Source organism: Pseudomonas sp. H1h, assembly GCF_000633255.1.
In the GTDB taxonomy this organism is placed as follows: Bacteria; Pseudomonadota; Gammaproteobacteria; order Pseudomonadales; family Pseudomonadaceae; genus Aquipseudomonas.
Window position 1 is genome coordinate 269,041 of record NZ_AYMJ01000003.1, and the last position, 20,985, is coordinate 290,025.

23 protein-coding genes are annotated in these 20,985 nt (G+C 61.8%); 14 read left to right on the forward strand and 9 right to left on the reverse strand.

Going from position 1 to position 20,985, the window contains the following annotated elements; all coding sequences use genetic code 11:
• Nucleotides 1-50: 50 nt before the first annotated feature.
• Nucleotides 51-737, forward strand: coding sequence for a GNAT family N-acetyltransferase (locus U862_RS0103170; protein ID WP_025109065.1), 687 nt, complete (start codon nt 51-53; stop codon nt 735-737).
• Between the two features lie 404 nt (nt 738-1,141).
• Here U862_RS0103170 and U862_RS0103180 read toward each other — a convergent pair whose 3' ends face one another.
• On the reverse strand, nt 1,142-1,780 hold the full coding sequence (locus U862_RS0103180) for a TetR/AcrR family transcriptional regulator (RefSeq protein ID WP_025109066.1): 639 nt from the start codon (nt 1,778-1,780) through the stop codon (nt 1,142-1,144).
• A gap of 86 nt (nt 1,781-1,866) precedes the next feature.
• On the opposite strand from U862_RS0103180, the gene U862_RS0103185 reads away from it, so the two are divergent.
• Nucleotides 1,867-2,514 carry an NAD(P)H-dependent oxidoreductase gene (locus U862_RS0103185; protein WP_025109067.1) on the forward strand — a complete coding sequence of 216 codons (648 nt, stop codon included), beginning with the start codon at nt 1,867-1,869 and terminating at the stop codon, nt 2,512-2,514.
• Between the two features lie 50 nt (nt 2,515-2,564).
• Here U862_RS0103185 and U862_RS0103190 read toward each other — a convergent pair whose 3' ends face one another.
• Together U862_RS0103190 and U862_RS0103195 are read right to left on the reverse strand one after the other, a co-directional pair.
• Nucleotides 2,565-3,683: a P1 family peptidase gene (locus tag U862_RS0103190; RefSeq protein ID WP_025109068.1), complete on the reverse strand. Its 1,119-nt coding sequence runs from the start codon at nt 3,681-3,683 to the stop codon at nt 2,565-2,567.
• Nucleotides 3,684-3,747: 64 nt separating this feature from the next.
• Nucleotides 3,748-4,851 (reverse strand): polyamine ABC transporter substrate-binding protein, encoded by a 1,104-nt coding sequence (locus U862_RS0103195; protein ID WP_025109069.1) that lies wholly within the window; start codon nt 4,849-4,851, stop codon nt 3,748-3,750.
• Nucleotides 4,852-4,962: 111 nt separating this feature from the next.
• Between U862_RS0103195 and U862_RS0103200 the strand changes: the two genes are divergently transcribed.
• Complete coding sequence (locus U862_RS0103200; protein WP_025109070.1) at nt 4,963-5,742, forward strand: helix-turn-helix transcriptional regulator; 780 nt, start codon at nt 4,963-4,965, stop codon at nt 5,740-5,742.
• Between the two features lie 123 nt (nt 5,743-5,865).
• Here the strand turns inward: U862_RS0103200 and U862_RS0103205 are convergent, their stop codons facing one another.
• Entirely contained in the window at nt 5,866-6,807 is a 942-nt protein-coding gene (locus U862_RS0103205; protein ID WP_025109071.1) for a class I SAM-dependent methyltransferase, read from the reverse strand.
• A 199-nt stretch (nt 6,808-7,006) separates the two neighbouring features.
• Between U862_RS0103205 and U862_RS0103210 the strand changes: the two genes are divergently transcribed.
• Together U862_RS0103210 and U862_RS0103215 are read left to right on the forward strand one after the other, a co-directional pair.
• Nucleotides 7,007-7,420, forward strand: coding sequence for a response regulator (locus tag U862_RS0103210; protein ID WP_025109072.1), 414 nt, complete (start codon nt 7,007-7,009; stop codon nt 7,418-7,420).
• 78 nt (nt 7,421-7,498) lie between these two features.
• Entirely contained in the window at nt 7,499-8,167 is a 669-nt protein-coding gene (locus tag U862_RS0103215; RefSeq protein WP_025109073.1) for an HAD-IA family hydrolase, read from the forward strand.
• A gap of 59 nt (nt 8,168-8,226) precedes the next feature.
• Here the strand turns inward: U862_RS0103215 and U862_RS0103220 are convergent, their stop codons facing one another.
• Together U862_RS0103220 and U862_RS0103225 are read right to left on the reverse strand one after the other, a co-directional pair.
• Nucleotides 8,227-8,886 carry an isoprenylcysteine carboxylmethyltransferase family protein gene (locus U862_RS0103220; protein WP_025109074.1) on the reverse strand — a complete coding sequence of 220 codons (660 nt, stop codon included), beginning with the start codon at nt 8,884-8,886 and terminating at the stop codon, nt 8,227-8,229.
• Nucleotides 8,887-9,530: 644 nt separating this feature from the next.
• Nucleotides 9,531-10,487 carry a LysR substrate-binding domain-containing protein gene (locus U862_RS0103225; protein ID WP_025109075.1) on the reverse strand — a complete coding sequence of 319 codons (957 nt, stop codon included), beginning with the start codon at nt 10,485-10,487 and terminating at the stop codon, nt 9,531-9,533.
• 113 nt (nt 10,488-10,600) lie between these two features.
• Between U862_RS0103225 and U862_RS0103230 the strand changes: the two genes are divergently transcribed.
• The 3 genes from U862_RS0103230 to U862_RS0103240 are packed head-to-tail and all read left to right on the forward strand — an operon-like array spanning nt 10,601 to nt 12,858.
• Complete coding sequence (locus U862_RS0103230; protein WP_025109076.1) at nt 10,601-11,623, forward strand: aldo/keto reductase; 1,023 nt, start codon at nt 10,601-10,603, stop codon at nt 11,621-11,623.
• Complete coding sequence (locus U862_RS0103235) at nt 11,620-12,417, forward strand: SDR family NAD(P)-dependent oxidoreductase (RefSeq protein ID WP_025109077.1); 798 nt, start codon at nt 11,620-11,622, stop codon at nt 12,415-12,417. The genes U862_RS0103230 and U862_RS0103235 overlap by 4 nt, the downstream gene beginning before the upstream one ends.
• 30 nt (nt 12,418-12,447) lie before the next feature.
• Nucleotides 12,448-12,858: an SRPBCC family protein gene (locus tag U862_RS0103240; protein ID WP_025109078.1), complete on the forward strand. Its 411-nt coding sequence runs from the start codon at nt 12,448-12,450 to the stop codon at nt 12,856-12,858.
• A 63-nt stretch (nt 12,859-12,921) separates the two neighbouring features.
• On the opposite strand, the gene U862_RS0103245 is transcribed toward U862_RS0103240, so the two are convergent.
• Entirely contained in the window at nt 12,922-14,316 is a 1,395-nt protein-coding gene (locus U862_RS0103245) for a HAMP domain-containing sensor histidine kinase (protein WP_025109079.1), read from the reverse strand.
• The gene (locus U862_RS0103250; RefSeq protein ID WP_003223938.1) at nt 14,294-14,977 is read right to left on the reverse strand and encodes a response regulator transcription factor; all 684 of its coding nucleotides are present in this window, start codon (nt 14,975-14,977) and stop codon (nt 14,294-14,296) included. Before U862_RS0103250 ends, U862_RS0103245 begins: the two co-directional genes overlap by 23 nt.
• A 165-nt stretch (nt 14,978-15,142) precedes the next feature.
• Between U862_RS0103250 and U862_RS0103255 the strand changes: the two genes are divergently transcribed.
• Together U862_RS0103255 and U862_RS0103260 are read left to right on the forward strand one after the other, a co-directional pair.
• Nucleotides 15,143-15,478, forward strand: coding sequence for a hypothetical protein (locus U862_RS0103255; RefSeq protein WP_025109080.1), 336 nt, complete (start codon nt 15,143-15,145; stop codon nt 15,476-15,478).
• A 191-nt stretch (nt 15,479-15,669) separates the two neighbouring features.
• Nucleotides 15,670-16,614: a hypothetical protein gene (locus U862_RS0103260; RefSeq protein WP_025109081.1), complete on the forward strand. Its 945-nt coding sequence runs from the start codon at nt 15,670-15,672 to the stop codon at nt 16,612-16,614.
• A gap of 24 nt (nt 16,615-16,638) precedes the next feature.
• On the opposite strand, the gene U862_RS30740 is transcribed toward U862_RS0103260, so the two are convergent.
• Nucleotides 16,639-16,812: a hypothetical protein gene (locus U862_RS30740; RefSeq protein WP_157836051.1), complete on the reverse strand. Its 174-nt coding sequence runs from the start codon at nt 16,810-16,812 to the stop codon at nt 16,639-16,641.
• 31 nt (nt 16,813-16,843) lie between these two features.
• Here U862_RS30740 and U862_RS0103270 point away from each other — a divergent pair, with 31 nt between their 5' ends.
• The 4 genes from U862_RS0103270 to hcnC all read left to right on the forward strand — a co-directional run bounded on the left by U862_RS0103270 (nt 16,844) and on the right by hcnC (nt 20,595).
• Nucleotides 16,844-17,383, forward strand: a complete 540-nt coding sequence (locus U862_RS0103270) for a hypothetical protein (RefSeq protein ID WP_025109082.1) — start codon at nt 16,844-16,846, stop codon at nt 17,381-17,383.
• 239 nt (nt 17,384-17,622) lie between these two features.
• The gene (locus U862_RS0103275; RefSeq protein WP_025109083.1) at nt 17,623-17,937 is read left to right on the forward strand and encodes a (2Fe-2S)-binding protein; all 315 of its coding nucleotides are present in this window, start codon (nt 17,623-17,625) and stop codon (nt 17,935-17,937) included.
• The gene (gene hcnB, locus U862_RS0103280) at nt 17,934-19,343 is read left to right on the forward strand and encodes a cyanide-forming glycine dehydrogenase subunit HcnB (RefSeq protein WP_025109084.1); all 1,410 of its coding nucleotides are present in this window, start codon (nt 17,934-17,936) and stop codon (nt 19,341-19,343) included. Before U862_RS0103275 ends, hcnB begins: the two co-directional genes overlap by 4 nt.
• Nucleotides 19,336-20,595: a cyanide-forming glycine dehydrogenase subunit HcnC gene (hcnC, locus tag U862_RS0103285; protein WP_025109085.1), complete on the forward strand. Its 1,260-nt coding sequence runs from the start codon at nt 19,336-19,338 to the stop codon at nt 20,593-20,595. The genes hcnB and hcnC overlap by 8 nt, the downstream gene beginning before the upstream one ends.
• The last annotated feature ends 390 nt before the right edge of the window (nt 20,596-20,985 follow it).

Here is a 20,985-nt window from a genome sequence, read left to right on the forward strand (position 1 = left end):
TGGCAGCCCGACCGCCGGCAACATGTCTTTACCGCCGGAGTTCAGCTGTCATGCCACGCATCACCCACTACAAATCCCCATGCCCCGAAAGCGTCAACAGCCAGATTCTGCAACTGGTGGTCGACTATCTGACCGACATCAGCGCGGTCGGTCTCGGCCCGAGCAACCTGCTGTACAACGTCTATCAGTACGCGGTTGGCTATGAGGTGCATCTGTATCTGGAAGCGCTGAACGGTGAGAAGGGCAGCGAGGTGGAGTTGCTCGTGGCCACCGATGAGCAGGACCCGGAGCAAGTGATCGGCTTCCTGCTGTACCTGCCGGTGCAGGGCGATTGGGAGGCCTGCAGCGTCGCCTACATGGCCGTGCGCGAAGGGTATCGGCGCCAGGGTGTGGCACGGGCGATGATTGGCGAGATGGTCAGCCGTTATCCGCATGCCGAACTGACCTGCAGTGTCGGCAAAGTACCGTACTTCGAGGCGCTGGGTTTCGAGGTGATCGGCGCGCGCGAAACACAAGTGCTGATGAGCACCCGGCATTACCGCAGTAACGGCTTGCGCGGTTTTATCGACACCACGCCGATCTACCGTTCGCTGGAAGTGCAGCAGATCCACACCTACCTGCTGCAGAAGAACGGCAAGCGCGCGATGCTTGATGCCGAGAAACAGCGCGACCGGCAGCTGGATCAGGTCACCCGGCACACCGAGGCATTTGTCCGCCAGCGCCTGACGCTGCACTGATTATCCGTCTGCCTCCAAAAGCCTTTGTTGCGCGTCCCGCAGCAAGGGCTTTTTTGTGGCTATGAATTCGAAGCAAGCGACCGAATGCGACACCAGCGTCGGCGCGATCTTTCACCATGTCGGCAACAAGAAAAGGCGGTGGCGGTGCTGATCATCGGCCAGGCCGACAGTTATTGCCGGGCGTGGCGTTCGATTCGTGGTGCTGACGGCGCTGACACCTGAAATGCACAGACAAAAAAAGAGCCTCAAAGCTCTTTGATGGGGAGGAAGTAGAGCCCGTGAGGCTCAAGGTGCGCGTGGAACAAGGCGTGGGCTTGATTGGGGTTCAGAACACCCGCGCCTACGCAGCGCTGGAGGAGCCAAGTCGCTGCGTAACTCCATCCTAGGAGTGTGCCGGGGTCGGCTCAAGTACCGCCAGTCGCACGGGCGGCGGCGCGTTCGACCATTGCAACGATGGTTGCAAACAACTCGTCGCTGGCCTCTGCAGCGCTTATCTCGCCATTGGCGGCGGCATGCGACAGCGCTTCGGCCGAGCCGAGCATGGCGCGCAGTCCGGCCTGAGTGATCTGTCCGCCATTGGCATGGGGCGCCAGATCGCTGCGGCATTTTTCGAGGAAGATCGCCTCGTAATCGCGCTTTATTTTCTCAAGCTCCGGGCTGCTTGCCAGCGCGGCAATCACCCCCGGTATCTCGTTGCCCTGCAACAACACGCAATCGACATACGCCGTGGCGATCACCCGTGCGGTGCCGGTCAATGTCGGCTCGGCATTGGCAATCGCGGCGTTCATCACTGCGGTCTGGCGGGTGTCGAAATCCCGGTACAGCGCGGCGAGCAGCCCGGCACGTGTGACGAAGTGGTCGTAGACCACCGGTTTGGTCACCCCGGCCTGTTCCGCAAGATAGCCCAGGGTCAAGGCATCGGTGCCTTCGGCGCGGATGATCTGCCAGGCGACGTCGAGCAGTTGGCGATTGCGGTCTTCGCGCGACAGACGGCGGCGCGGTTGGGCAGGGGAATCGGCTTCGCTCATTTCAGTGGTTGACATCGCTAATATACCAAACGTAACTTACTGTTCGTAACTTGCCAAGAGTATATAGCCCTTGGTCAGCGCAAACTTACAGGAGAATCCCCATGCACGCATTGATTGTTATTGCGCATCACCAACCGCGTTCGCTGACGCACAGCGTGGCGACGCAGATTGCCGAGGGCCTGACCCTGGCCGACTCCGCCAATACCTTTGAAATCGCTGATTTGTACGCCGAAGGTTTCCAGCCGGTTTTCGGCGCAGCGGATTTTGCCGTGCATCACCGCGAAGCGCATCCGCCCGCCGACGTGCAGTCCGAGCATGCGCGAATTGACCGCGCCGACGCGCTGGTGCTGGTGTTCCCGGTGTACTGGTGGTCGATGCCGGCGCTGCTCAAGGGCTGGATCGACCGGGTGTTCAGCAATGGCTGGGCGTTCGATTACGGCAGTGACCAGAAGCATGTGAAGAAGCTGCAGCGACTGCGGGTGCACTTGGTCGGGCTGGGAGGGGCGGACGCCGGGGCGTTTGAACGCCACGGCTATGGCGCGGCGATGAAAGCGCAGATCGAGCACGGCATTTTCGATTACAGCGGGGCGACGGTGCAGAGTTCGACGTTGCTGCTGGAATCGGAGTCGAGTGATCCTTTGGTGCATCTGCAGACGGCTTATAAACTAGGTGTCCGGATATTCCCGGTTCTGGGTGGGAGCGAGCCTGCTCGCGAAGGCGCCCATGACGTTGAACTGATTGCCAACTGACAGACCGCTTTCGCGAGCAGGCTCGCTCCCACAGGGCATCTTTCTTAATGTCAGCGGGTGCCGGGCCAGCCTGCCCTGGCGAGGGCGGCGAGCAAGGTTTCCTTGTCCAGCCCCGGCACCGCATGCCCGTTGCCTGCGGTGCTGTCGCTGGCGAGCAGGGCGTTAATGATCGCCTCTTCTACCGCTTCGGTGGCAGCCAGGAACAACTCGCTGATGTGGTCGTTGTTGACCATGCGCAAACCGTCGCAGGTGGGTGCACCTTTGCCTTCATACGCGGCAGGCTGGACGTGATCATTGCCGGTGGCGAAGGCGATGAAGATGTCTCCGCTGTGGTCTTCGTTGCCGCCGCCGCTGCGCGCCAGGCCGAGGCTGGCCCGTTGCGTCAGACGCGTGCACTGATGCGGCAGCAGCGGGGCATCGGTGGCCAGGCAGACCACGATCGAACCCATGCCCGGGTGTGGCAGCGCCGCGCGCAGGAACGGCGAATCCACCTGCTCCATGTAACGACCTACCGGATAACCGTCGACCCGCAACTCGCTGCGAATCCCATGGTTGGCCTGGACAATCGCCCCCACCGTCCATCCGCCTTGCGCCCTGCTCAAGCGGCGCGATGCGCTGCCGATCCCGCCCTTGAATTCATGGCAGATCATGCCGCTGCCGCCGCCGACTGCACCTTCTTCGACGGCACCGTCATGCGCGTCATTCAGCGCCTCGGCGACATGCTCGGGGCGCACGTGGAAACCATTGATGTCGTTGAGCAAGCCATCGAACGTCTCCAGCACCACCGGCATGTTCCAGTAGAGGCGGCCGTCGTCCGGTTGCTGCTGGCGATCCAGCGCAATCAGCGCATCGCGCACCACGCCAAGGCTGTGGGTGTTGGTGAAGGCGATCGGACTGGTCAGCAGCCCGGCCTCGCGAATCCACTCAAGGCCGGTGGCATCGCCATTGCCATTGAGCACGTGCACGCCGGCGAAACACGGTTGCTGGTTGGTCGAGCCGCGACGCGGTTCGATCACGGTGACGCCGGTGCAGATGTCGCGTCCGGCATCGCTGCGCCCGCGCACATTACTGTGGCCGACGCGCACGCCGGGGACGTCGGTGATGGCGTTCAGCGGGCCGGGTTGTAATTGGCCGATGCGGATATTGAGATCACGGGCACGGGGTTTCATCGAATTCTGTCTCTCTAAAGTTGCTGGATTGTTCACCGCTCCCACAAGGGAAATAGTGGTGGGTTTACTGGCCGTTCTTGACCTTGCTCCACACCCGCGTGCGCACCCGCTCAGTGGCTTTGGGCAGCGGTTCGAGGGTGTACAACGTGGCCATCGCGGTGGCGGACGGATACACCGCCGGGTTATCACGAGTGGCTTCGGCCACCAGTGGCGTCGCGGCGCGATTGCCGTTTGGATACGACAGGTGATCACTGACTGGCGCGATCACTTCCGGGCGCAGCAGGTAGTCGATGAATGCCAGGCCCTGAGCGCGGTTCGGCGCATCCTTGAGCAGCACCAGCGTGTCGAACCACACCGGCGCGCCTTCCTTGGGCAGGCTGTAGGCGATCTTCACGCCGTTGTTGGCTTGCTCGGCATTGGTCTTGGCTTCGAGCATCGCACCGGACCAGCCCACGGCCACGCAGATGTTGCCGTTGGACAGGTCGCTGATGAATTTCGACGAGTTGAAGTAGGCAATGTGCGGGCGCAGTTTGAGCAGCAGCGCTTCGGCTTTCTGGTAGTCCTCGGGGCGGGTGCTGTTGGGCGGCAACCCGAGGTAGTGCAGGGCCACCGGGAGCATTTCCGACGGCGAATCGAGCATCGCCACACCGCACTGGCCGAGCTTGGCGAGGTTCTCTTCGTTGAACACCAGGTCCCAGGAATCCACCGGCGCCTTGTCACCGAGGGCGGCGCGAACCTTGTCGACGTTGTAACCGATGCCGTTGGTGCCCCACAGGTACGGCACGGCGTATTGATTGCCGGGGTCGTTGTTGGCCAGTTTGCTCAGCAGGTCGTTGTCCAGATTCTTCCAGCCCGGCAGTTGATCGCGCGGCAGCGGGGCGAGGGCGCCGGCCTTGATCAGCGTCGGCAAGCTGTAGTTGCTCGCCACCACCACGTCGTAACCGCTGCGACTGGTCAGCAGTTTGCCTTCGAGCACTTCGGCGCTGTCGAAGGTGTCGTAAACCGGTTGAATGCCGCTGTCGCGCTTGAAGTCAGCCAGGGTCGTGGGGCCGATGTAGTCGTACCAGTTGTAGACGTGCACGCTCGGTGCATCGGCGGCACTGGCGGCGCCTGCGACGCTGATGCAGGCCAGCAGGCCCAAGTTGATATAGCCACGGTGACAACGCATGATGCGGCACTCCTGGCCTGCGGCAGGCCGGTGATGATCGGGAGTGCTCAGCCTATCGGGCCGGTCACGCCTGACCCATTCCCATCATGGGTTACTCAAAAGGGGTAGTGCGTGGACGCGTTGTTGCAGGAGTTGCCGGTGCATCAAAGTCTGGCGCGGGTATTTGCCGCGGTCGGCCAGGACGCTTTCTGGCGCGCGCTGGTGGACACGTTGCGGCTGCTGGTGCCGCTGGACAATGCGCTGGTGGCGTTGATGAAGACGGGGCAGGCGCCACGATTACTGATCGATTTCGACAGCAAGGGGCGCGCCGATGAGCAGGAGGAACTGGCCAGCTACAGCGCCGGGATGTACCTGCTCGATCCGTTTTATCAAACCGCCTCGACCGGCATTGCCGACGGCTTGCGCAGCCTGGCCTCGGTGGCGCCGGACCAGTTTCTGCACAGCGAGTATTACCAGAGTTATTTCCGTTCGGTGGTGGGCGAGGACGAGTTGCAGTTCATGATCAACGTCGAAGGCGGTGTGCTTGGCTTGTCACTGGGGCGCTCGACCGCTTTCGATCTGGCCGAGCAGGGGCGCTTGCTGTGTGTGCGCGACTGGGTGCTGGCAGCGATGCGTCGCCATGTGCAGCTGTTGCCGCCGCAAGGGGCGGGCGCTGAACCTGTGGCGGGGGATCTGGCGACCTTGCTCGACCGCTTCGATGCGCGCCTGACCGCGCGCGAAGTCGATACCGCGCGGCTGATTCTGCAGGGTTTCTCCAGCAAGGCCATCGCTCAGCAGATGGGCATTTCGCCGGAGACGGTGAAGGTGCATCGGCGCAATCTTTATCACAAGCTCAATGTGAACGGGCATGGCGAGCTGTTTGCGCTGGTGCTGCGCCCCCACGCCTCCTGAACCCCCACAATTCCCCTTGTGGGAGCGAGCCTGCTCGCGAAAGCGTTCTGTCAGTTGAAATCCTGGCTGACACACCGCATTCGCGAGCAGGCTCGCTCCCACATGGGTTATCGGGGGGTCAGGTCATTCCGTGCGTTTGAAGACCAGCGCTTTAAGGCCACTCTGCGGATCAACATCCGCAAACTCCGGCGGATTCTCCAGCCGCTGCTCGAAGCGCAAGCTGGGCGCTTCCTGAGTCACGCCATCAATCAGAAAGTCCGAACCGAACGAGGGGTCATTCATGCACGCCAGCACCGAGCCTTGTGGCGTCAGCAATTCCGGCAGGCGACGCAGCACCCGCTGGTAATCCTTGGTCAGCAGGAAACTGCCTTTCTGGAACGACGGCGGGTCGATGATCACCAGGTCGTACGGGCCGCTGTTGATCACCTTGCCCCAGGACTTGAACAGGTCGTGGCCGAGAAAACTCACCTTGCTCAGGTCATGCCCGTTCAAGCGATGATTGTCGCGGCCACGGCTGAGGGCGGCGCGGGACATGTCCAGATTGACCACATGGCTGGCGCCGCCTTCGATCGCGGCCACGGAAAAGCCGCAGGTGTAGGCAAACAGGTTAAGCACCCGTTTGCCAGCCGCCTGCTCGCGGACCCAGTTGCGCCCGTAGCGCATGTCGAGAAACAGCCCGGCGTTCTGCTTGCGACCGAGATCGACGCGGTACTGCAAGCCGCCCTCGACAATGCTCATCTCGTCGATTTCATCCCCCAGCAGCCATTCGGCGGTGCTTTGCGGCAAGTAGCGATGTTGCAGCAGCAAAGTGTGGGCGCCGCACTGTTGCCACTGCGCCGAGGTGCTGATGTCGAGCAGCAATTGCTTGAGCGCCTCGAGCTGCTCCGGCGCTGGTTCCTTGAACAGTGAGACCAGCACCACGCCTTGCAGCCAGTCCACTGTCAGTTGCTCCAGCCCCGGCCAGCAACGTCCGCGCCCATGGAACAGGCGGCGGGTTTCGCTCGGTGCCGCGACGAGTGCAGGCAGCAGATGGGCGCGGAGGGTGGCGAGGGCTTCAGGGTTCATCAGTCATGGTCGGCAAGCAAAAGGGCCGGCATTTTAACCACAAAAACCGCTTGGCGAACGCCTGTCGCCCAAGGCCGCTCAGCACTGTTAAGAAAAGACCTGTATCAAAAATGAATTTATGCAGGTCGCGCTGCTCATACCAGATAAGCAGCGGATTCGAGCCGCTAAATCGTTAATGCAATTCAGGGAGTGCCAGTTCATGAGTCCAATACCGACGTCGAGCGCGCACCTTCCTGGCGGGTTGATTCTAGTGGTTGAGGACGATCCGTTGATTCTGGAGTTTCTCTGCGAAATTCTTCAGGAGGAAGGTTTTGTGGTCGAACCGCGGACCAGCGCGGATGACGCCAAGCTGTATCTGGAAGAGCACGCGCCCGAGGTGGCTTTGTTGCTGACCGACATCACCATGCCCGGTGAAATCAACGGCGCTGGGCTGGCCAATCTGGTCGGCGAGCGCTGGCCGGACAAACCGGTGATGGTCATGTCCGGTTATGAAACCCCGGAGACGTCCGGGGTCAAGCATCCGGTGGCGTTTATCAAGAAGCCCTGGGCCATCGGCCAGTTGCTCGACTGCGTGGACAGCGCGTTCAAGTCCAAGGCTCCGCGCCTGCACTGAAGTGGCAGGTCGAATCGCCGGGCAAAAATGCTACATTGCCCGGCCAATCTGCCAAGTCTTGTCAAAGGATGCGACCTTGTGTCTGCTCACGATAACGTCTTCGACCGCGCGTTCGACGCGTTCCTGTTCGACATGGACGGCACCGTCCTCAACTCCATCGCCGCTGCCGAGCGGGTCTGGGCCGCGTGGGCAGAGCGCCACGGGGTTGATGTCGAGACGTTTCTGCCGACCATCCACGGTGTGCGCGCCATCGACACCATCCGCCGCCTGAACCTGCCGGGAGTGGACGCCGAGGCTCAAGCGGCGTTCATTGCCCAGGCGGAAATCGACGACGTGCAAGGGATTGTGCAGATTCCCGGCGCTGCCGCGTTTCTCGCCAGCCTGCCCGCCGGGCGCTGGGCCATGGTGACGTCGGCGCCACGGGATCTGGCCTTGCGCCGGATGGCGGCGGCGGGGATTGCCGAGCCTGCGGTGATGATCACTGCTGAGGATGTGAGCGCCGGTAAACCTGATCCGGCCGGTTATCGCCTGGCGGCGAAGCGCCTTGGGGTCGAACCTGGCGACTGCCTGATTTTCGAAGACGCCACCGTTGGCATCCAGGCAGCAGAAGCGGCGGGCGCAGCGCTGATGATCATCACCACGACGCACCAGCATCCCCTCGAAACCAGCCATGCGACCGTCGGCAGTTACGAAGCGCTCAGCGTTACCGTCGACGGCAAAGGTCAATTGCACCTGCAAAAAAGCTGACTCAAAACAGCCCGTGTGGGAGCAGGCTCGCTCCCACAGGGATTTGCGGTGACCTCAGGTCAGTAAACCCCCGGCAATAACCGCCAGCTGCGCGCGCAATAGGCATCGTACTCAGCGCCGAACTGGCCACGCAGCAGTGCCTCTTCCGAGTGGATGCGGGCGATCAGCGGGATCAGTGTCAGCGCCGCCAGAATCAACCCGACGCTGGAACGAAACGCCAGCGCCCAGCCCATCGCGTTGACCACCAGCCCCAGATAGCTCGGATTGCGCAGGCGTCTGTAAATGCCTTCAGTGACCAGGCGATGGCCCGGTTGAATCGCCACCAGCCCGCTGAACCGCCGGCCCAGCACAAACACCGGCCACAGTCGTAGCGCACCACCGACGATAAACAGCAAGGCACCGAGCCAGCGCACACCTTCGGCGCCGAAGGTCCAGAAGTCGACGCGGTCGCAATACGCCGGCAGAAAACCGCTGACCAACCCGATCACCGCGAACGCCGGAATCACCCAACGATTGGCGCGATCCTCACGCTCGCCGGAGCTCATGTTCACATCGGTGAACAGTGACGCCACCACCATCAGCACGGTTGCCAGCGCAATCACCACCAGCGCCCCGTGGGCAAAGAATACCGCCGGCCCGCCAATGCCCCACACCGCAAGGCCCAGGTAGGCGAGGGTGGCGAGCACCGCGACCACGATCATTTGCGCAGACATCTTCATGGGCACCTCACGGCAGATCGCTCGTCCCCTGAGTGTAGATCGCCAGCGGCAGCGCTGTACCCGTGGGAGCGGGCTTGCTCGCGAAGGCAGAGTGTCAGTCAGCATATGCGGTGGCTGACATGGCCTCTTCGCGAGCAAGCCCGCTCCCACTGTTTTAATCGAGTGGTGACAGTGTCACTGGCACAGCACCGGCCCCATGTGGGAGCGAGCCTGCTCGCGAAAGCGGTGTGTCAGTCAGCATATGCGGTGGCTGATGTGGCCTCTTCGCGAGCAAGCCCGCTCCCACTGTTTTAATCGAGTGGTGTCAGTGTCAGTGTCACTGGCACAGCGCCGGCCCCATGTGGGAGCGGGCTTGCTCGCGAAGGCAGAGTGTCAGTCAGCATATGCGGTGGCTGATATGGCCTCTTCGCGAGCAAGCCCGCTCCCACTGTTTTAATCGAGTGGTGTCAGTGTCACTGGCACAGCGCCGGCCCCATGTGTGGTGCGGGCTTGCTCGCGAAGGCAGAGTGTCAGTCAGCATATGGGGTGGCTGACATGGCCTCTTCGCGAGCAAGCCCGCTCCCACCGTTTTAATTGGGTGGTGTCAGGGGTACTGGCACAGCACCGGCCCTTGTGGGAGCGGGCTTGCTCGCGAAGGCGGTGTGTCAGTCGCTGATGATGTTGGATGTGTCGGCGCCATCGCGAGCAGGCTCATTCCTGCAGGGGAGTGTGTGCTGGTCTGCGGGGGCGGTCAGGACTTTGCGAAAGGTCTCCACCAACGGCCGCAAATTGATCCGGTGCCACGCCGCCCACAGCGGTGTGGTGAACGCCAGCCACGGCACTTCGCGCAGGATCACACCGGGTGGTGCGTTGTGGCTCAGGCCCTTCTGAATCATCGCGATCCCCAGCCCTGACGCCACCAGCCCCAACGCGGTGAATGGTTCGGTGGCCTGCATGCGCACATCCGGAGTGAACCCGGCGCGGATGCAGGCACTGACAAACTCGTCGCCTGCGCCCTGACGCGATTGCACGCCGATCCACTCCTGATCGGCCAGATCCGCCGGACGCAGCACCGCCAGCCGGGCCAGTGGATGCTGTTCGGGGAGCGCCAGCAGCATCGGATCGTCCAGCACCTGAAAGCCCAAAAGGTCCGGATCGTCATCGGTCGGCGGCTCACTCACCAGGGCGATATCGAGACTACGCTGACGCAGGCCTTCGAGTTGCTCAGCGGCGCTCAGGTTGTACAGCGCGACATGCACATTCGGCCGATCGACCCGCAACACCCGCAGCGCATTGGGCAACACCCCGGCGTGCATGGCGTTCTCGCTGTAGCCGATGCACAGGCCGCCTTCTTCACCGCGGCCCAGGCGTTTGCCGAGGGATTCCAGGCGACTGGCGTGAGTCAGAAGGGCGCGAGTTTCGGCGAGGAAAGTCTGACCATCGCGAGTCAGGCGGATGCGCTGTTGACTGCGTTCGAACAGCGTCAGGCCCAGGCGCTCTTCGAGCTGGGCGATCTGCCGGCTCAGTGGCGATTGGGAAATGTGCAGCCGTTCGGCGGCGCGGCCGACGTGTTCTTCTTCGGCGACGGCGACGAAGTAGCGCAATTGGCGGATGTCGATCATGTAAGACCTATAGGGACTCAAGTGCTGCACATTATGTCTTGGACGGTCTCGGCGCCGCAATCTAGGATCTGCCCAACGGTCACACAGACCCAGACACCTACGAGGACTCCTCAATGAGTTTGAAAGACAAACTGCCTGGCCAACTGGGCTTCGGCACTGCGCCACTGGGCAACATGTTCCGCGCCATCCCTGAAGACGAAGCGCAAGCCACCGTGCACGCCGCGTGGGACGCCGGCGTACGCTACTTCGACACCGCGCCGTTCTACGGCTCGGGCCTGTCGGAAATCCGCTTGGGCGAGGCGCTCAAGCAATACCACCGCGATGACTACGTATTGAGCAGCAAAGTCGGCCGGGTGATTCTCGATGAAGTCGAGGACGCCGCCGCCCGCGACCTGGGCGAAAAAAGCGGGGTGTTCGAACACGGTCGGCCGAACAAGATCGTCAACGATTACAGCGCCGACGCCACGCTGCGCTCGATCGAAGACAGCCTCAAACGCCTGCAGACCGATCGCCTGGACATCGTCTGGGTTCACGACATCGCTCAGGATTTCTACGGCGATCAGTGGCTGGAGTACTTCAATCAGGCCCGCACCGGGGCCTTCAAAGTCCTCACCCGCCTGCGCGAGGAAGGCGTGATCAAGGGCTGGGGTTTGGGTGTGAACAAGGTCGAGCCGTGCGAATTGACCCTCGACCTTGCGGAAGCGCAGCCCGATGGCTTCCTGCTCGCCGGGCGCTACACCTTGCTTGATCACGAGCGTGCGCTACAACGTCTGATGGACGCGGCGCTGGCGCAGAACGTCGAGATCGTGGTCGGCGGCCCTTACAGCTCGGGGATCCTGGCCGGCGGCGCGCACTTCGAATACCAGAAGGCCAGCCCGCAGATCATCGCCAAGGTCGAGCAGATCAAACGCATCGCCGCTACGTTTAACGTCGATGTAAAAGCCGCCGCCCTGCAATTTTCGCTGGCCAACCCGGCAGTGGCAGCGGTGATTCCCGGTGCGAGCAAGCCGGGGCGCATTGCTGAAGATGTCGCAGCATTGTCGGCCACGATTCCGGCCGGTTTCTGGCAGGCCCTGCGCGACGCAAAACTGGTGTCCGAACGTGCACCGTTGCCAATCGATGAGGTGAAAGCATGAAAATCGATCTGAGTGGAAAACTCGCAATCGTCAGCGGCAGCACCGCCGGCATTGGTCTGGGCATCAGTCAGTCGCTGGCAGAGGCCGGCGCCACCGTAGTGGTGATCGGTCGCGAAACGGCCAAGGTCGAACAGGCACTGGCGAGCATTCGGCAGAAGGTGCCAGGTGCACAGTTGCGCGGTCTTACGGCCGATCTGGGCACCGCCGAAGGCGCTGAAAAACTCTTCGCCGCCGAACCGCGCGCAGACATTCTGGTGAACAACCTCGGGATCTTCGACGCGGTGGATTTCTTCGATACCCCGGACAGCGAGTGGACACGTTTCTACGAGGTCAACGTGATTTCCGGTGTGCGCCTGTCGCGGCATTACGTGCCGGCGATGGTCGAGCAGGGCTGGGGCCGGGTGATTTTCCTGTCTTCTGAATCCGGTGTGGCGACGCCGGCCGACATGCTCAACTATGGCGTGACCAAAAGCGCTAACCTTGCGGTGTCCCATGGTCTGGCCAAACGGCTGGCCGGCACTGGCGTCACGGTCAATGCCATTCTGCCGGGGCCGACCTTCACCGATGGTCTGGAGCAGATGCTCAAAGGCGCTGCGGCCGAGTCCGGGCGCAGCCTGCGTGATGAGGCTGACGCCTTTGTACAAAAGGCCCGCCCGACCTCGATCATCCAGCGCGTGGCCGATGTCGAAGAAGTCGCGCATCTGGTTACCTACATCGCTTCGCCGCTGTCTTCGGCCACCACCGGCGCGGCCCTGCGGGTCGATGGCGGCGTCGTCGACAGCATGGCGATCTGACCCCGAATCTTTCTGGAGCAACGTTTATTTATGGCAACTGCATCTGCAACCATCGACATCCCGGCCTCGGCCGATCAGGTCTGGCAATTGATCGGCGGCTTCAACACGCTGCCGGACTGGCTGCCGTTCATTCCCAAGAGTGAACTGAGCGAAGGCGGGCGCGTGCGCACCCTGCAAACCGCCGATGGCGGCGTAGTGATCGAGCGTCTGCAAGCGTTCGACAACGCAGCGAAGGCCTACAGCTATTCGATTGAACAGGCGCCGTTTCCGGCCACTGACTATCTGGCGACCCTCAAGGTTGAAAGCCATGGACAGGGCGCTCGCGTGACGTGGTCGGGGCGTTTTACCGCCAAAGGCGTGAGCGATGAGGAAGTGGTGGCGTTGTTCAGCGGCATCTACCAGGGTGGTCTTGAGGCGCTGCGGGCGAACTACCCCGCGTGAGGTGACAAAGATCCCCCTATGGGAGCGGCGGTGCGACGATTCCCATAGGGGGGCCATGTCCTGTCAGGTATTGGCGATCAAACTCTGCCGACAATCCAGCACCAGTTTCGCGCCCCCCAGCTCACTGCTGCCCACCTCAAGATTGAAGCCATGCAGGCTGACAATCGCCGCGACAATCGACAGTCCCAGGCCAAAGCCACTTTGCGGTTGTCCACCTTCGGCCCGATAAAAACGCTGGAACACTGCCTCACGCTCGGCTTCGGGAATCCCCGGCCCGGAATCGTGGACCTCGATCCGCGTATGCCCGCCGTTATTCACGCCACGCAAGATCACAGTCCCGCCAGTCGGGGTGAACTTGATCGAGTTGCTCAACAGATTCGCCAGCGCCTCGAACAGCAGCGCCCGGTCACCGTTCAGGCGTGGCAGGGTTTCCGGCATGTTCAACACGAACAGCAGTTCGCCTTCCTCGGCGAGCGGCAGGTAAAACTCATGCAACTCTTCCAGCAACTGCACCGGATCGAGTTCGATAAACCCTGAGCGGCGCTGGCGGTCTTCCAGCTCGGAAATCCGCAGCAACCCGCGAAACCGCGCCATTAACGTATCCGCCTCGGCCAACACCAGATCCAGTTGCGCGGCTTCCTGTGAGCCTTCGCCCGCCTGTTGCTGCATGCGGTACAACTGCGCGCGCAAACGCGTCAGCGGCGTGCGCAAGTCGTGGGCGATGTTGTCGCACACACCTTTGACTTCATGCATCAGCCGTTCGATGCGATCAAGCATGGCGTTGACGATGGCGGCGAGCATGTCCAGTTCATCGCGGCGATTGGACAGCGGCAAACGGTGGGTCAGGTCGCCGGCGACAATCGCCTGAGCGCTGTCCTGAATGGCCCGGATGCGGCGCATCGGTCGGCGGCGCAGCAGATGCCAACCGGCAATCCCCGGCAGAATCGTCAGCGACACGCCCCAGAACAACGCATGCAGAATGATCCGCGTCACTGCGAACAGCGAACCGTTGTCGCGCAGCAACACCAGCCAGCGACCGTCACGGGTCTGGGTCGCCACCGCGTCGCAACTGTCGGCGGGCAGGGTCGGGTCGTCGGAGTCAGCGCAGTCATCCAGGGTGTGGATCTTGCCGTCCAGCGGCAGGCCTTCGGGCAGTTGCTGCAGCGCACCGCCGAGGTACACGCCCTGGGCGTCGAACAGGCCATAGGCGTCGATGCCGCGGATGTCGAAGGTCATGCTGGCGGCGAGCGCTTCTTCCAGTTGCTCACCGCGAAAGTGCGAAAACAGATGCTGACGCTGCATCAACGAATGCTTGGCGAGGTTGTCGAGGTAACCGGAGACCTCGAAATACATGACCCCCATGAGGATCGCGCTCCACGCCACGAACAGTGAACTGTACAGCGCCAGCAAACGGCTGCTGGAGGAACGCCAGCCGTCAGACGGGTTCGGCAATGACATAACCCGAGCCCCGTACCGTGCGAATCAGCGGAACATTGCCCGCCGCGTCGATCTTCTTGCGCAGACGACCGATGTGCACGTCGATCAGGTTGGTGCCCGGGTCGAAGTGATAACCCCAGACTTCTTCGAAAATCATCATCCGCGACAGAATCTGTCCGCTGTTGCGCATGAGGAATTCCAGCAGCTTGTATTCGGTCGGCAGCAGCGTCAGCACCTGTTCGGCGCGGCGCGCTTCGTGGCTGATCAAGTCCAGTTCGAGGTCGGCGACCTGCAGCGTGGTGGCCTGAGTGGCGACGCTGTTCTGGCGGCGCAGCAGCACTTCCACGCGCGCCGCCATTTCGTCGGTGGCGAACGGCTTGGTCAGGTAGTCATCACCGCCAGCGCGCAGGCCACGCACACGTTCATCGACATCGGAGAGCGCGCTGATCATCAGAATTGGCGTGGCCACGCCCATGGTGCGCAGGGTGGTGACGATGGCCAGGCCATCGAGTTCGGGCAGCATGCGATCGAGGGTGATCAGGTCGTAGTTGCCGCTGACGGCACGGTCCAGGCCTTCGCGGCCATTGTCGACCCAGTCCACCTCCAGGCCGTGGCTGCTGAGTTCGGCGACGATTTCACGGGCAGTCACGGCGTCGTCTTCGATGGTCAAAATACGAGTCATAGGGCAGGCCTTGATCGGTTCAAACGGAATGGCAGCATTTTGCCAAGTATTTTCCGTGACGCTTTAAATTAACTTTCATGTTTTAGCTGCGATTTGCCAAGGCTGCGGAATTATTTCCGCGATCATTGATATCATCTGGCCATAATTTTCGACAGGAGTGGTTCCGTGCGTACTTCGATTCGCCGCGGCTGGATGCCGATCACCGGTTTGTTGCTGATGCTGCTGAGCACTGCAACCCTGGCCGGCAACACACCGTGTTCCGGGAAGAAGGGCGGCATCGATCGCTGCGACGGCGATCTGTTTTTGTGCAACGACGGCTCCATCAGTGGCTCGAAAAAGAGTTGCGCGGCAATGTTCGGAATCAAGGGCCAAGCGCGCTCACAGCAATTTCTGCAAAGCGATGATGGCTGCACCTGCGGTACCGGCTCATTTTGCACCGGGCCGCGTGGCGGCGTGTATTGCCTGACGCCAAGCGGAAACAAAAGCTACAAGCGCAAATGACTCGCCTTGTGCCAGTGCATAAAACCCGCTGCTTTCAGTGCTTTGTTGCAAATTGCAATGATTCTAGAAGTTCAGTCTTTTTAACCTGTTGAAAAATAACGATTTATTTAAAGTTGATAGATGGCACGGTCGCTGCAATTCCTCTGATGACGAGTTGTAACACCATTTTTCATGCCTGGAGCACTACAACAATGAATAGATCCTCTGATGGGTTTTATCCTGCCTTCGAAGGAGAATCGAGCAACGTGTCAGGCGTGTCCTGGGGCGCGATTTTCGCGGGCGCAGCGGCGGCCGCAGCACTGTCGATGATTTTGGTGCTGCTCGGCTTCGGTTTGGGATTTTCTGCCGTTTCACCCTGGGCCGGGGAGGGCGTCAGCGCCAAGAGCCTGGGGATTTCGACGATTGTCTGGCTGGCGGCGACGCAAATCATCGCGTCGGGCCTTGGCGGCTACATTGCCGGTCGCCTGCGGGTGAAGTGGGCCAACATGCACGGTGATGAAGTGTATTTCCGTGATACCGCCCATGGTTTCCTTGCCTGGTGCGTGGCCACGCTGGTGACCGCGGTGCTGGTGGTCGGCTCGGTCAGCAGTGTGATCAGTGGCGGTGTGCAGGCCGGTGCCAGTGTGGCCGGTGGCGCCGCAGCTGCCGTGACTCAAGCGGCCGGTACCGCTGCTGCGAACACCAGCAGCGACCAGTACGGTTACTTCGTCGACAGCCTGTTCCGCGATGATCGCCCGGCATCCGTCAGCGATGACGCCGCCCATGGCGCCGTGACCCGGATCTTCGCCCAGAGCCTGGCCAACGGCCAACTCAGCCCTGAAGACCGTACCTATCTCGCGCAACTGGTCGCCCAACGGACCAACCTGAGTCAGGCCGACGCCGAACGTCGTGTCGATGAAGTCTATGCCCGCACCCAGAAAGCCATTGCCGACGCCAAAGTCAAAGCCCAACAGGCTGCCGACACCGCTGCCAAAGTCGCTGCCTGGACTTCGTTGTGGATGTTCATCGCGCTGCTTGCCGGTGCGTTCTTCGCCAGCCTCGCCGCTACCTTCGGCGGTCGTCGCCGGGATGCGGTCGAGTACGTAGAAGTCGACACCTACGCCACCACTACCACCACGCTGCCTCCAGTCCGTTAAGCAAGGAGAATCACCATGCGCTCATTACTGCTGTTTTTCCTCGGCGTGCCGATCCCGATCATCATCCTGATCGCCCTGTTCGTACACTGATCCCTCTGAGGCGATTGCCTCGGCCGCTTCCACTTCACGGTGGAAGCGGCTTTTTGCTTTCTGCAGTCCAACAAGGCGAGAATCGGCGGCTGAAGCGCTGCGCTTCATACCGCGAGCCCTCTATTTAAGGAAAAGTACGTTGGACAAGAAGGAAATCAAACGTCAGGCCATGCAGATGCTTGAGGCGGGGCGCTCGAAAACCGAGACCTTCCAGGCGCTGGCAGGTGGTGCGGTCAAGGACAAGGTGCTGGCTTACTGGATCGGCTCCCGCCCGGATCCGCAATTGCTTGAGCGTCATGCCGGCAAGATCAAAGTGTTGTTGGGGCTGATTTACGTGCAGGCGTTGATCGGGCTGCTGGGCGGCTATCTTCTGGGGCTGACCATCAGCAGTGGTTTTGCGATCTTCCTCGGATTGCTCGGTGGCGGTGTGCCGCTGCTGTTCGCCTGGGGTTTTTACCGCAACTCGGCGCAGACCTACACCGTGTACATGCTGCTTTCGATCAGCCAGTTGCCACGGCTGTTCAAGGATTACGCCGAAGACCCGGTGTCGGTCATCGTCGGTGCGGTCATCACGCTGGCCATGGTGTTTTTCGTGGCCTGGGTGAAAAACCTGCTGTTTCCCGACCTCGGTTTCATGGGCTCGAAAAAGATCAAGGGGCAGTTCGTCTTCTCCAACTGAGATCGTTGAACAATCCGACCGCTTTCACTGGCCTGGATCAATATTTCGTTCGGTCATTTCGCCTAACGTAAATGATCCAGGCCTTTGCTGAGGTATGAACTACAGTGCTTCACGCGCATCTCGTTGCGCTGACGAAGTACCCGCGCCGACGCCCCAATCAAAGCAATAAAAGTCGACACGGTGTAGTGCAGCAAGGAGCTGACACAACCTCAACCGAACATTCACGGATGAACATTGCAATGCACTGCCTAGAAAGAACCTTCGATATCCAGCCCCTGACCCAGGCGGATATGACCGTCCACATCAACGGCCAAGCGGTGACTGCCGCCATCGGCGAAACCGTCCTCAGCGTCATCCAGTCCATCGGCGTGCGCCAGATCGCGCGCAATGATCATGACCAGATCAGCGGTGCCTACTGCGGCATGGGCGTGTGCCAGTGCTGCCTGGTGAAAATCAACGGTCGCCACAAGCGCCGTGCCTGCCAGACCGTCGTGCGTGACGGCATGCAGATCGAAACCCAGGTCAATCGCGTTGCTGCGCAGGAGGTCGTATGAGCCAGCAACCGGTGATTGTCGGCGGCGGCCCGGCGGGGATGGCGGCAGCCATCGAACTGGCGCGCCACGGAGTGCGCTGCACGTTGCTCGAAGAAGCATCGCGCCTTGGCGGTGTGGTCTATCGCGGGCCGTTGCGCGACGGTGTGCAGCTCGACTATCTGGGGCCACGCTACTCCGAGGCGCTGGGCAAACTGCACGGTGATTTCCAGGAACACGCCGCTCTGATCGACGTGCGCCTGAACCACCGCGTGGTTGGCGCCGAAGGCACCCGGGCGCTGGTGGTGCTCGATGGTGACGAGCAACTGCACGAGATTGGCTACCCGCAGCTGTTGCTGGCTGCCGGTTGTCATGAGCGCAGCGTGCCGTTCCCCGGCTGGACACTGCCGGGAGTGATCATGCTCGGCGGCCTGCAACTGCAAATCAAAAGTGGCGTGGTCAAACCGCAGGGGCCGGTGATCATCGCCGGTACCGGGCCGCTGCTGCCGTTGGTGGCGACCCAGTTGCATGCGTCCGGCGTCAAGGTCGCGGGCGTGTATGAAGCCTGCGCGTTCGGCAAGATTGCCCGCGAAAGCCTGGCGCTGCTGAACAAACCACAGCTGTTCCTCGATGGCCTGAGCATGCTCGCCTATCTGAAACTGCACGGCATCGCGATGAACTACGGCTGGGGTGTGGTCGAAGCGCACGGCGACGGTGAGCTGAAAAGCGTCTCGGTGGCACCGTACTCGGCCACCTGGGAGCCGGATCTGACGCGCATCGAGCGCTTCGAAGCCAAGACCCTCGCCGTCGGCTACGGCTTCATTCCGCGCACCCAGCTCAGTCAGCAAATGGGCCTGGATCACGGCTTCAGTGACGACGGTTACCTGCGCGCCAATTCGAATATCTGGCAGCAAAGCAACGAGCCGCACGTGCACCTGGCCGGCGACATGGGCGGGATTCGCGGCGGTGAAGCGGCGATGCTCGCCGGCAAGATCGCCGCGACTTCGATCCTGCTCCAGCGCGAGATTATCGAAGAAGATCTGGCGCGGGTGCGTCGCGACCGATTCCTGAGCAAGCTGAAAACCATCGTGCGTTTCCGCGCGGCAGTGGACCGCTACACCGAACGCGGTGTCGGCCAGACTGCGCTGCCGGCCGCTGACACAGTGATCTGCCGCTGTGAGCATGCCACTCGCGCCGACATCGATCTGGCGCTGGAGCAGGGCGTGCAGGACATCGCCAGCCTGAAGATGCGTACCCGGGTGAGCATGGGCGATTGTCAGGGGCGGATGTGCGTCGGCTATTGCAGCGACCGCCTGCGCCAAGCCACCGGGCGCAAGGACGTCGGCTGGTTGCGCCCGCGTTTCCCGATCGATCCGATTCCTTTTTCCGCGTTCCAGTCCGTCGGCACGGAGGCCGCTTCCCATGAGTAAGTTCTATGACGTGATCATTGCCGGCGGCGGTGTGATCGGGGCGTCCTGCGCCTATCAATTGTCCAAGCGCCAAGGCCTCAAGGTCGCGCTGATCGACGCCAAACGCCCGGGCAATGCGACCCGTGCGTCGGCGGGTGGTTTATGGGCCATCGGCGAGTCGGTGGGGCTGGGGTGCGGGGTGATTTTCTTCCGCATGATGTCGGCCAATCGCAAGCGCGAAACCCAGGGTGCGGCCGTGGCAGTGGATGCCAGTACGCCGCACATCCTGCCGGAGTCGTTCTTCGATTTCGCCTTGCAGTCCAACGCGCTGTACCCGGCGTTGCACCGTGAGCTGAAAGACAATCACGGCATGGATTTCAAGTTCGAAAAGACCGGGCTGAAATTCGTCATCTATGACGACGAAGACCGGCTCTACGCCGAGCACATCGTCGGCTGCATTCCGCACCTCGCCGATCAGGTGCGCTGGCTTGATCAGGCGGCGCTGCGCGAAGCCGAGCCGAGCGTCAGCCACGAGGCCCGTGGTGCGCTGGAGTTCCTCTGCGATCACCAGGTCAGCCCGTTCCGCCTCGCCGATGCCTACATGGAAGGCGCGCGGCAAAATGGCGTAGACATTTACGTCAACACCAACGTCACCGGCGTGTTGCACCACGGCACCCGTGTGACCGGTGTGCAGACGGCCGAGGAGGGCGTGTTCCACTGCAAGACCCTGATCAACGCCGGCGGTGCGTGGGCGGCGGACCTGAGCGAGTGGGCCACCGGGGTGCGCATTCCGGTGAAACCGGTCAAGGGCCAGATCCTGCTGACCGAGCGCATGCCGAAGATCCTCAACGGCTGCCTGACCACCAGCGATTGCTACGTGGCGCAAAAGGACAACGGTGAAATCCTGATCGGCAGCACCACCGAGGACAAAGGCTTCGACGTCACCACCACCTATCCGGAAATCGCCGGACTGGTGCAGGGCGCAGTGCGCTGCCTGCCGGAACTCAAGGACGTCAATCTCAAACGCACCTGGGCCGGTCTGCGTCCGGGGTCGCCGGATGAGCTGCCGATACTCGGACCGATGCGTGGGGTGGAGGGCTATCTGAATGCCTGCGGGCACTTCCGCACGGGCATCCTGACCTCGGCGATTACCGGGGTGCTACTGGACAAACTGGTCAATCACGAAGCTCTGCCCCTGGACATCACGCCGTTTCTGGCAGATCGGTTTGAGGCCGTACCAGTGCAAGAGGAGCGCGAACTGGAACTGGCCTGACCCACGTCCAGGGCCAACCCCAGCGGGCGCGAGCCTGTTCGCGAAAGCAATCTGTCAGTTGCCGGCGTGTTGGCTGACACACCGCGTTCGCGAGCAGGCTCGCTCCCACATTGATCAATGGCATGCCGATCATTTGCGCACGACACCAAACCCTGTGGGAGCGGGCTTGCTCGCGAAGGCGTCCGGTCAGGCGAAATCAATGTTGAATGTACTGGCCTCTTCGTGAGCAAGCCCACTCCCACAGGTTTGTCGGGTGTTCACAAAATCCAGGTACGGCACAGAACCCCGTGGGAGCGAGCTTGCTCGCGAAGGCGTCCGGTCAGGCGAAATCAATGTTGAATGTACTGGCCTCTTCGTGAGCAAGCCCACTCCCACAGGTTTTTCGGGTGT

Coding starts and splice junctions, on each gene's coding strand:
- U862_RS0103220 (WP_025109074.1), bottom strand. CDS start 8,886: ATGAAGATGTCTGCGCAAATGATCGTGGTCGCGGTGCTCGCCACCCTC.
- U862_RS0103235 (WP_025109077.1), top strand. CDS start 11,620: ATGAAAATCGATCTGAGTGGAAAACTCGCAATCGTCAGCGGCAGCACC.
- U862_RS0103180 (WP_025109066.1), bottom strand. CDS start 1,780: ATGTCAACCACTGAAATGAGCGAAGCCGATTCCCCTGCCCAACCGCGC.
- hcnC (WP_025109085.1), top strand. CDS start 19,336: ATGAGTAAGTTCTATGACGTGATCATTGCCGGCGGCGGTGTGATCGGG.
- U862_RS0103225 (WP_025109075.1), bottom strand. CDS start 10,487: ATGATCGACATCCGCCAATTGCGCTACTTCGTCGCCGTCGCCGAAGAA.
- U862_RS0103245 (WP_025109079.1), bottom strand. CDS start 14,316: ATGTCATTGCCGAACCCGTCTGACGGCTGGCGTTCCTCCAGCAGCCGT.
- U862_RS0103190 (WP_025109068.1), bottom strand. CDS start 3,683: ATGAAACCCCGTGCCCGTGATCTCAATATCCGCATCGGCCAATTACAA.
- U862_RS0103195 (WP_025109069.1), bottom strand. CDS start 4,851: ATGCGTTGTCACCGTGGCTATATCAACTTGGGCCTGCTGGCCTGCATC.
- U862_RS0103185 (WP_025109067.1), top strand. CDS start 1,867: ATGCACGCATTGATTGTTATTGCGCATCACCAACCGCGTTCGCTGACG.
- U862_RS0103250 (WP_003223938.1), bottom strand. CDS start 14,977: ATGACTCGTATTTTGACCATCGAAGACGACGCCGTGACTGCCCGTGAA.
- hcnB (WP_025109084.1), top strand. CDS start 17,934: ATGAGCCAGCAACCGGTGATTGTCGGCGGCGGCCCGGCGGGGATGGCG.
- U862_RS0103260 (WP_025109081.1), top strand. CDS start 15,670: ATGAATAGATCCTCTGATGGGTTTTATCCTGCCTTCGAAGGAGAATCG.
- U862_RS0103170 (WP_025109065.1), top strand. CDS start 51: ATGCCACGCATCACCCACTACAAATCCCCATGCCCCGAAAGCGTCAAC.
- U862_RS30740 (WP_157836051.1), bottom strand. CDS start 16,812: ATGAAGCGCAGCGCTTCAGCCGCCGATTCTCGCCTTGTTGGACTGCAG.
- U862_RS0103210 (WP_025109072.1), top strand. CDS start 7,007: ATGAGTCCAATACCGACGTCGAGCGCGCACCTTCCTGGCGGGTTGATT.
- U862_RS0103275 (WP_025109083.1), top strand. CDS start 17,623: ATGCACTGCCTAGAAAGAACCTTCGATATCCAGCCCCTGACCCAGGCG.
- U862_RS0103205 (WP_025109071.1), bottom strand. CDS start 6,807: ATGAACCCTGAAGCCCTCGCCACCCTCCGCGCCCATCTGCTGCCTGCA.
- U862_RS0103240 (WP_025109078.1), top strand. CDS start 12,448: ATGGCAACTGCATCTGCAACCATCGACATCCCGGCCTCGGCCGATCAG.
- U862_RS0103230 (WP_025109076.1), top strand. CDS start 10,601: ATGAGTTTGAAAGACAAACTGCCTGGCCAACTGGGCTTCGGCACTGCG.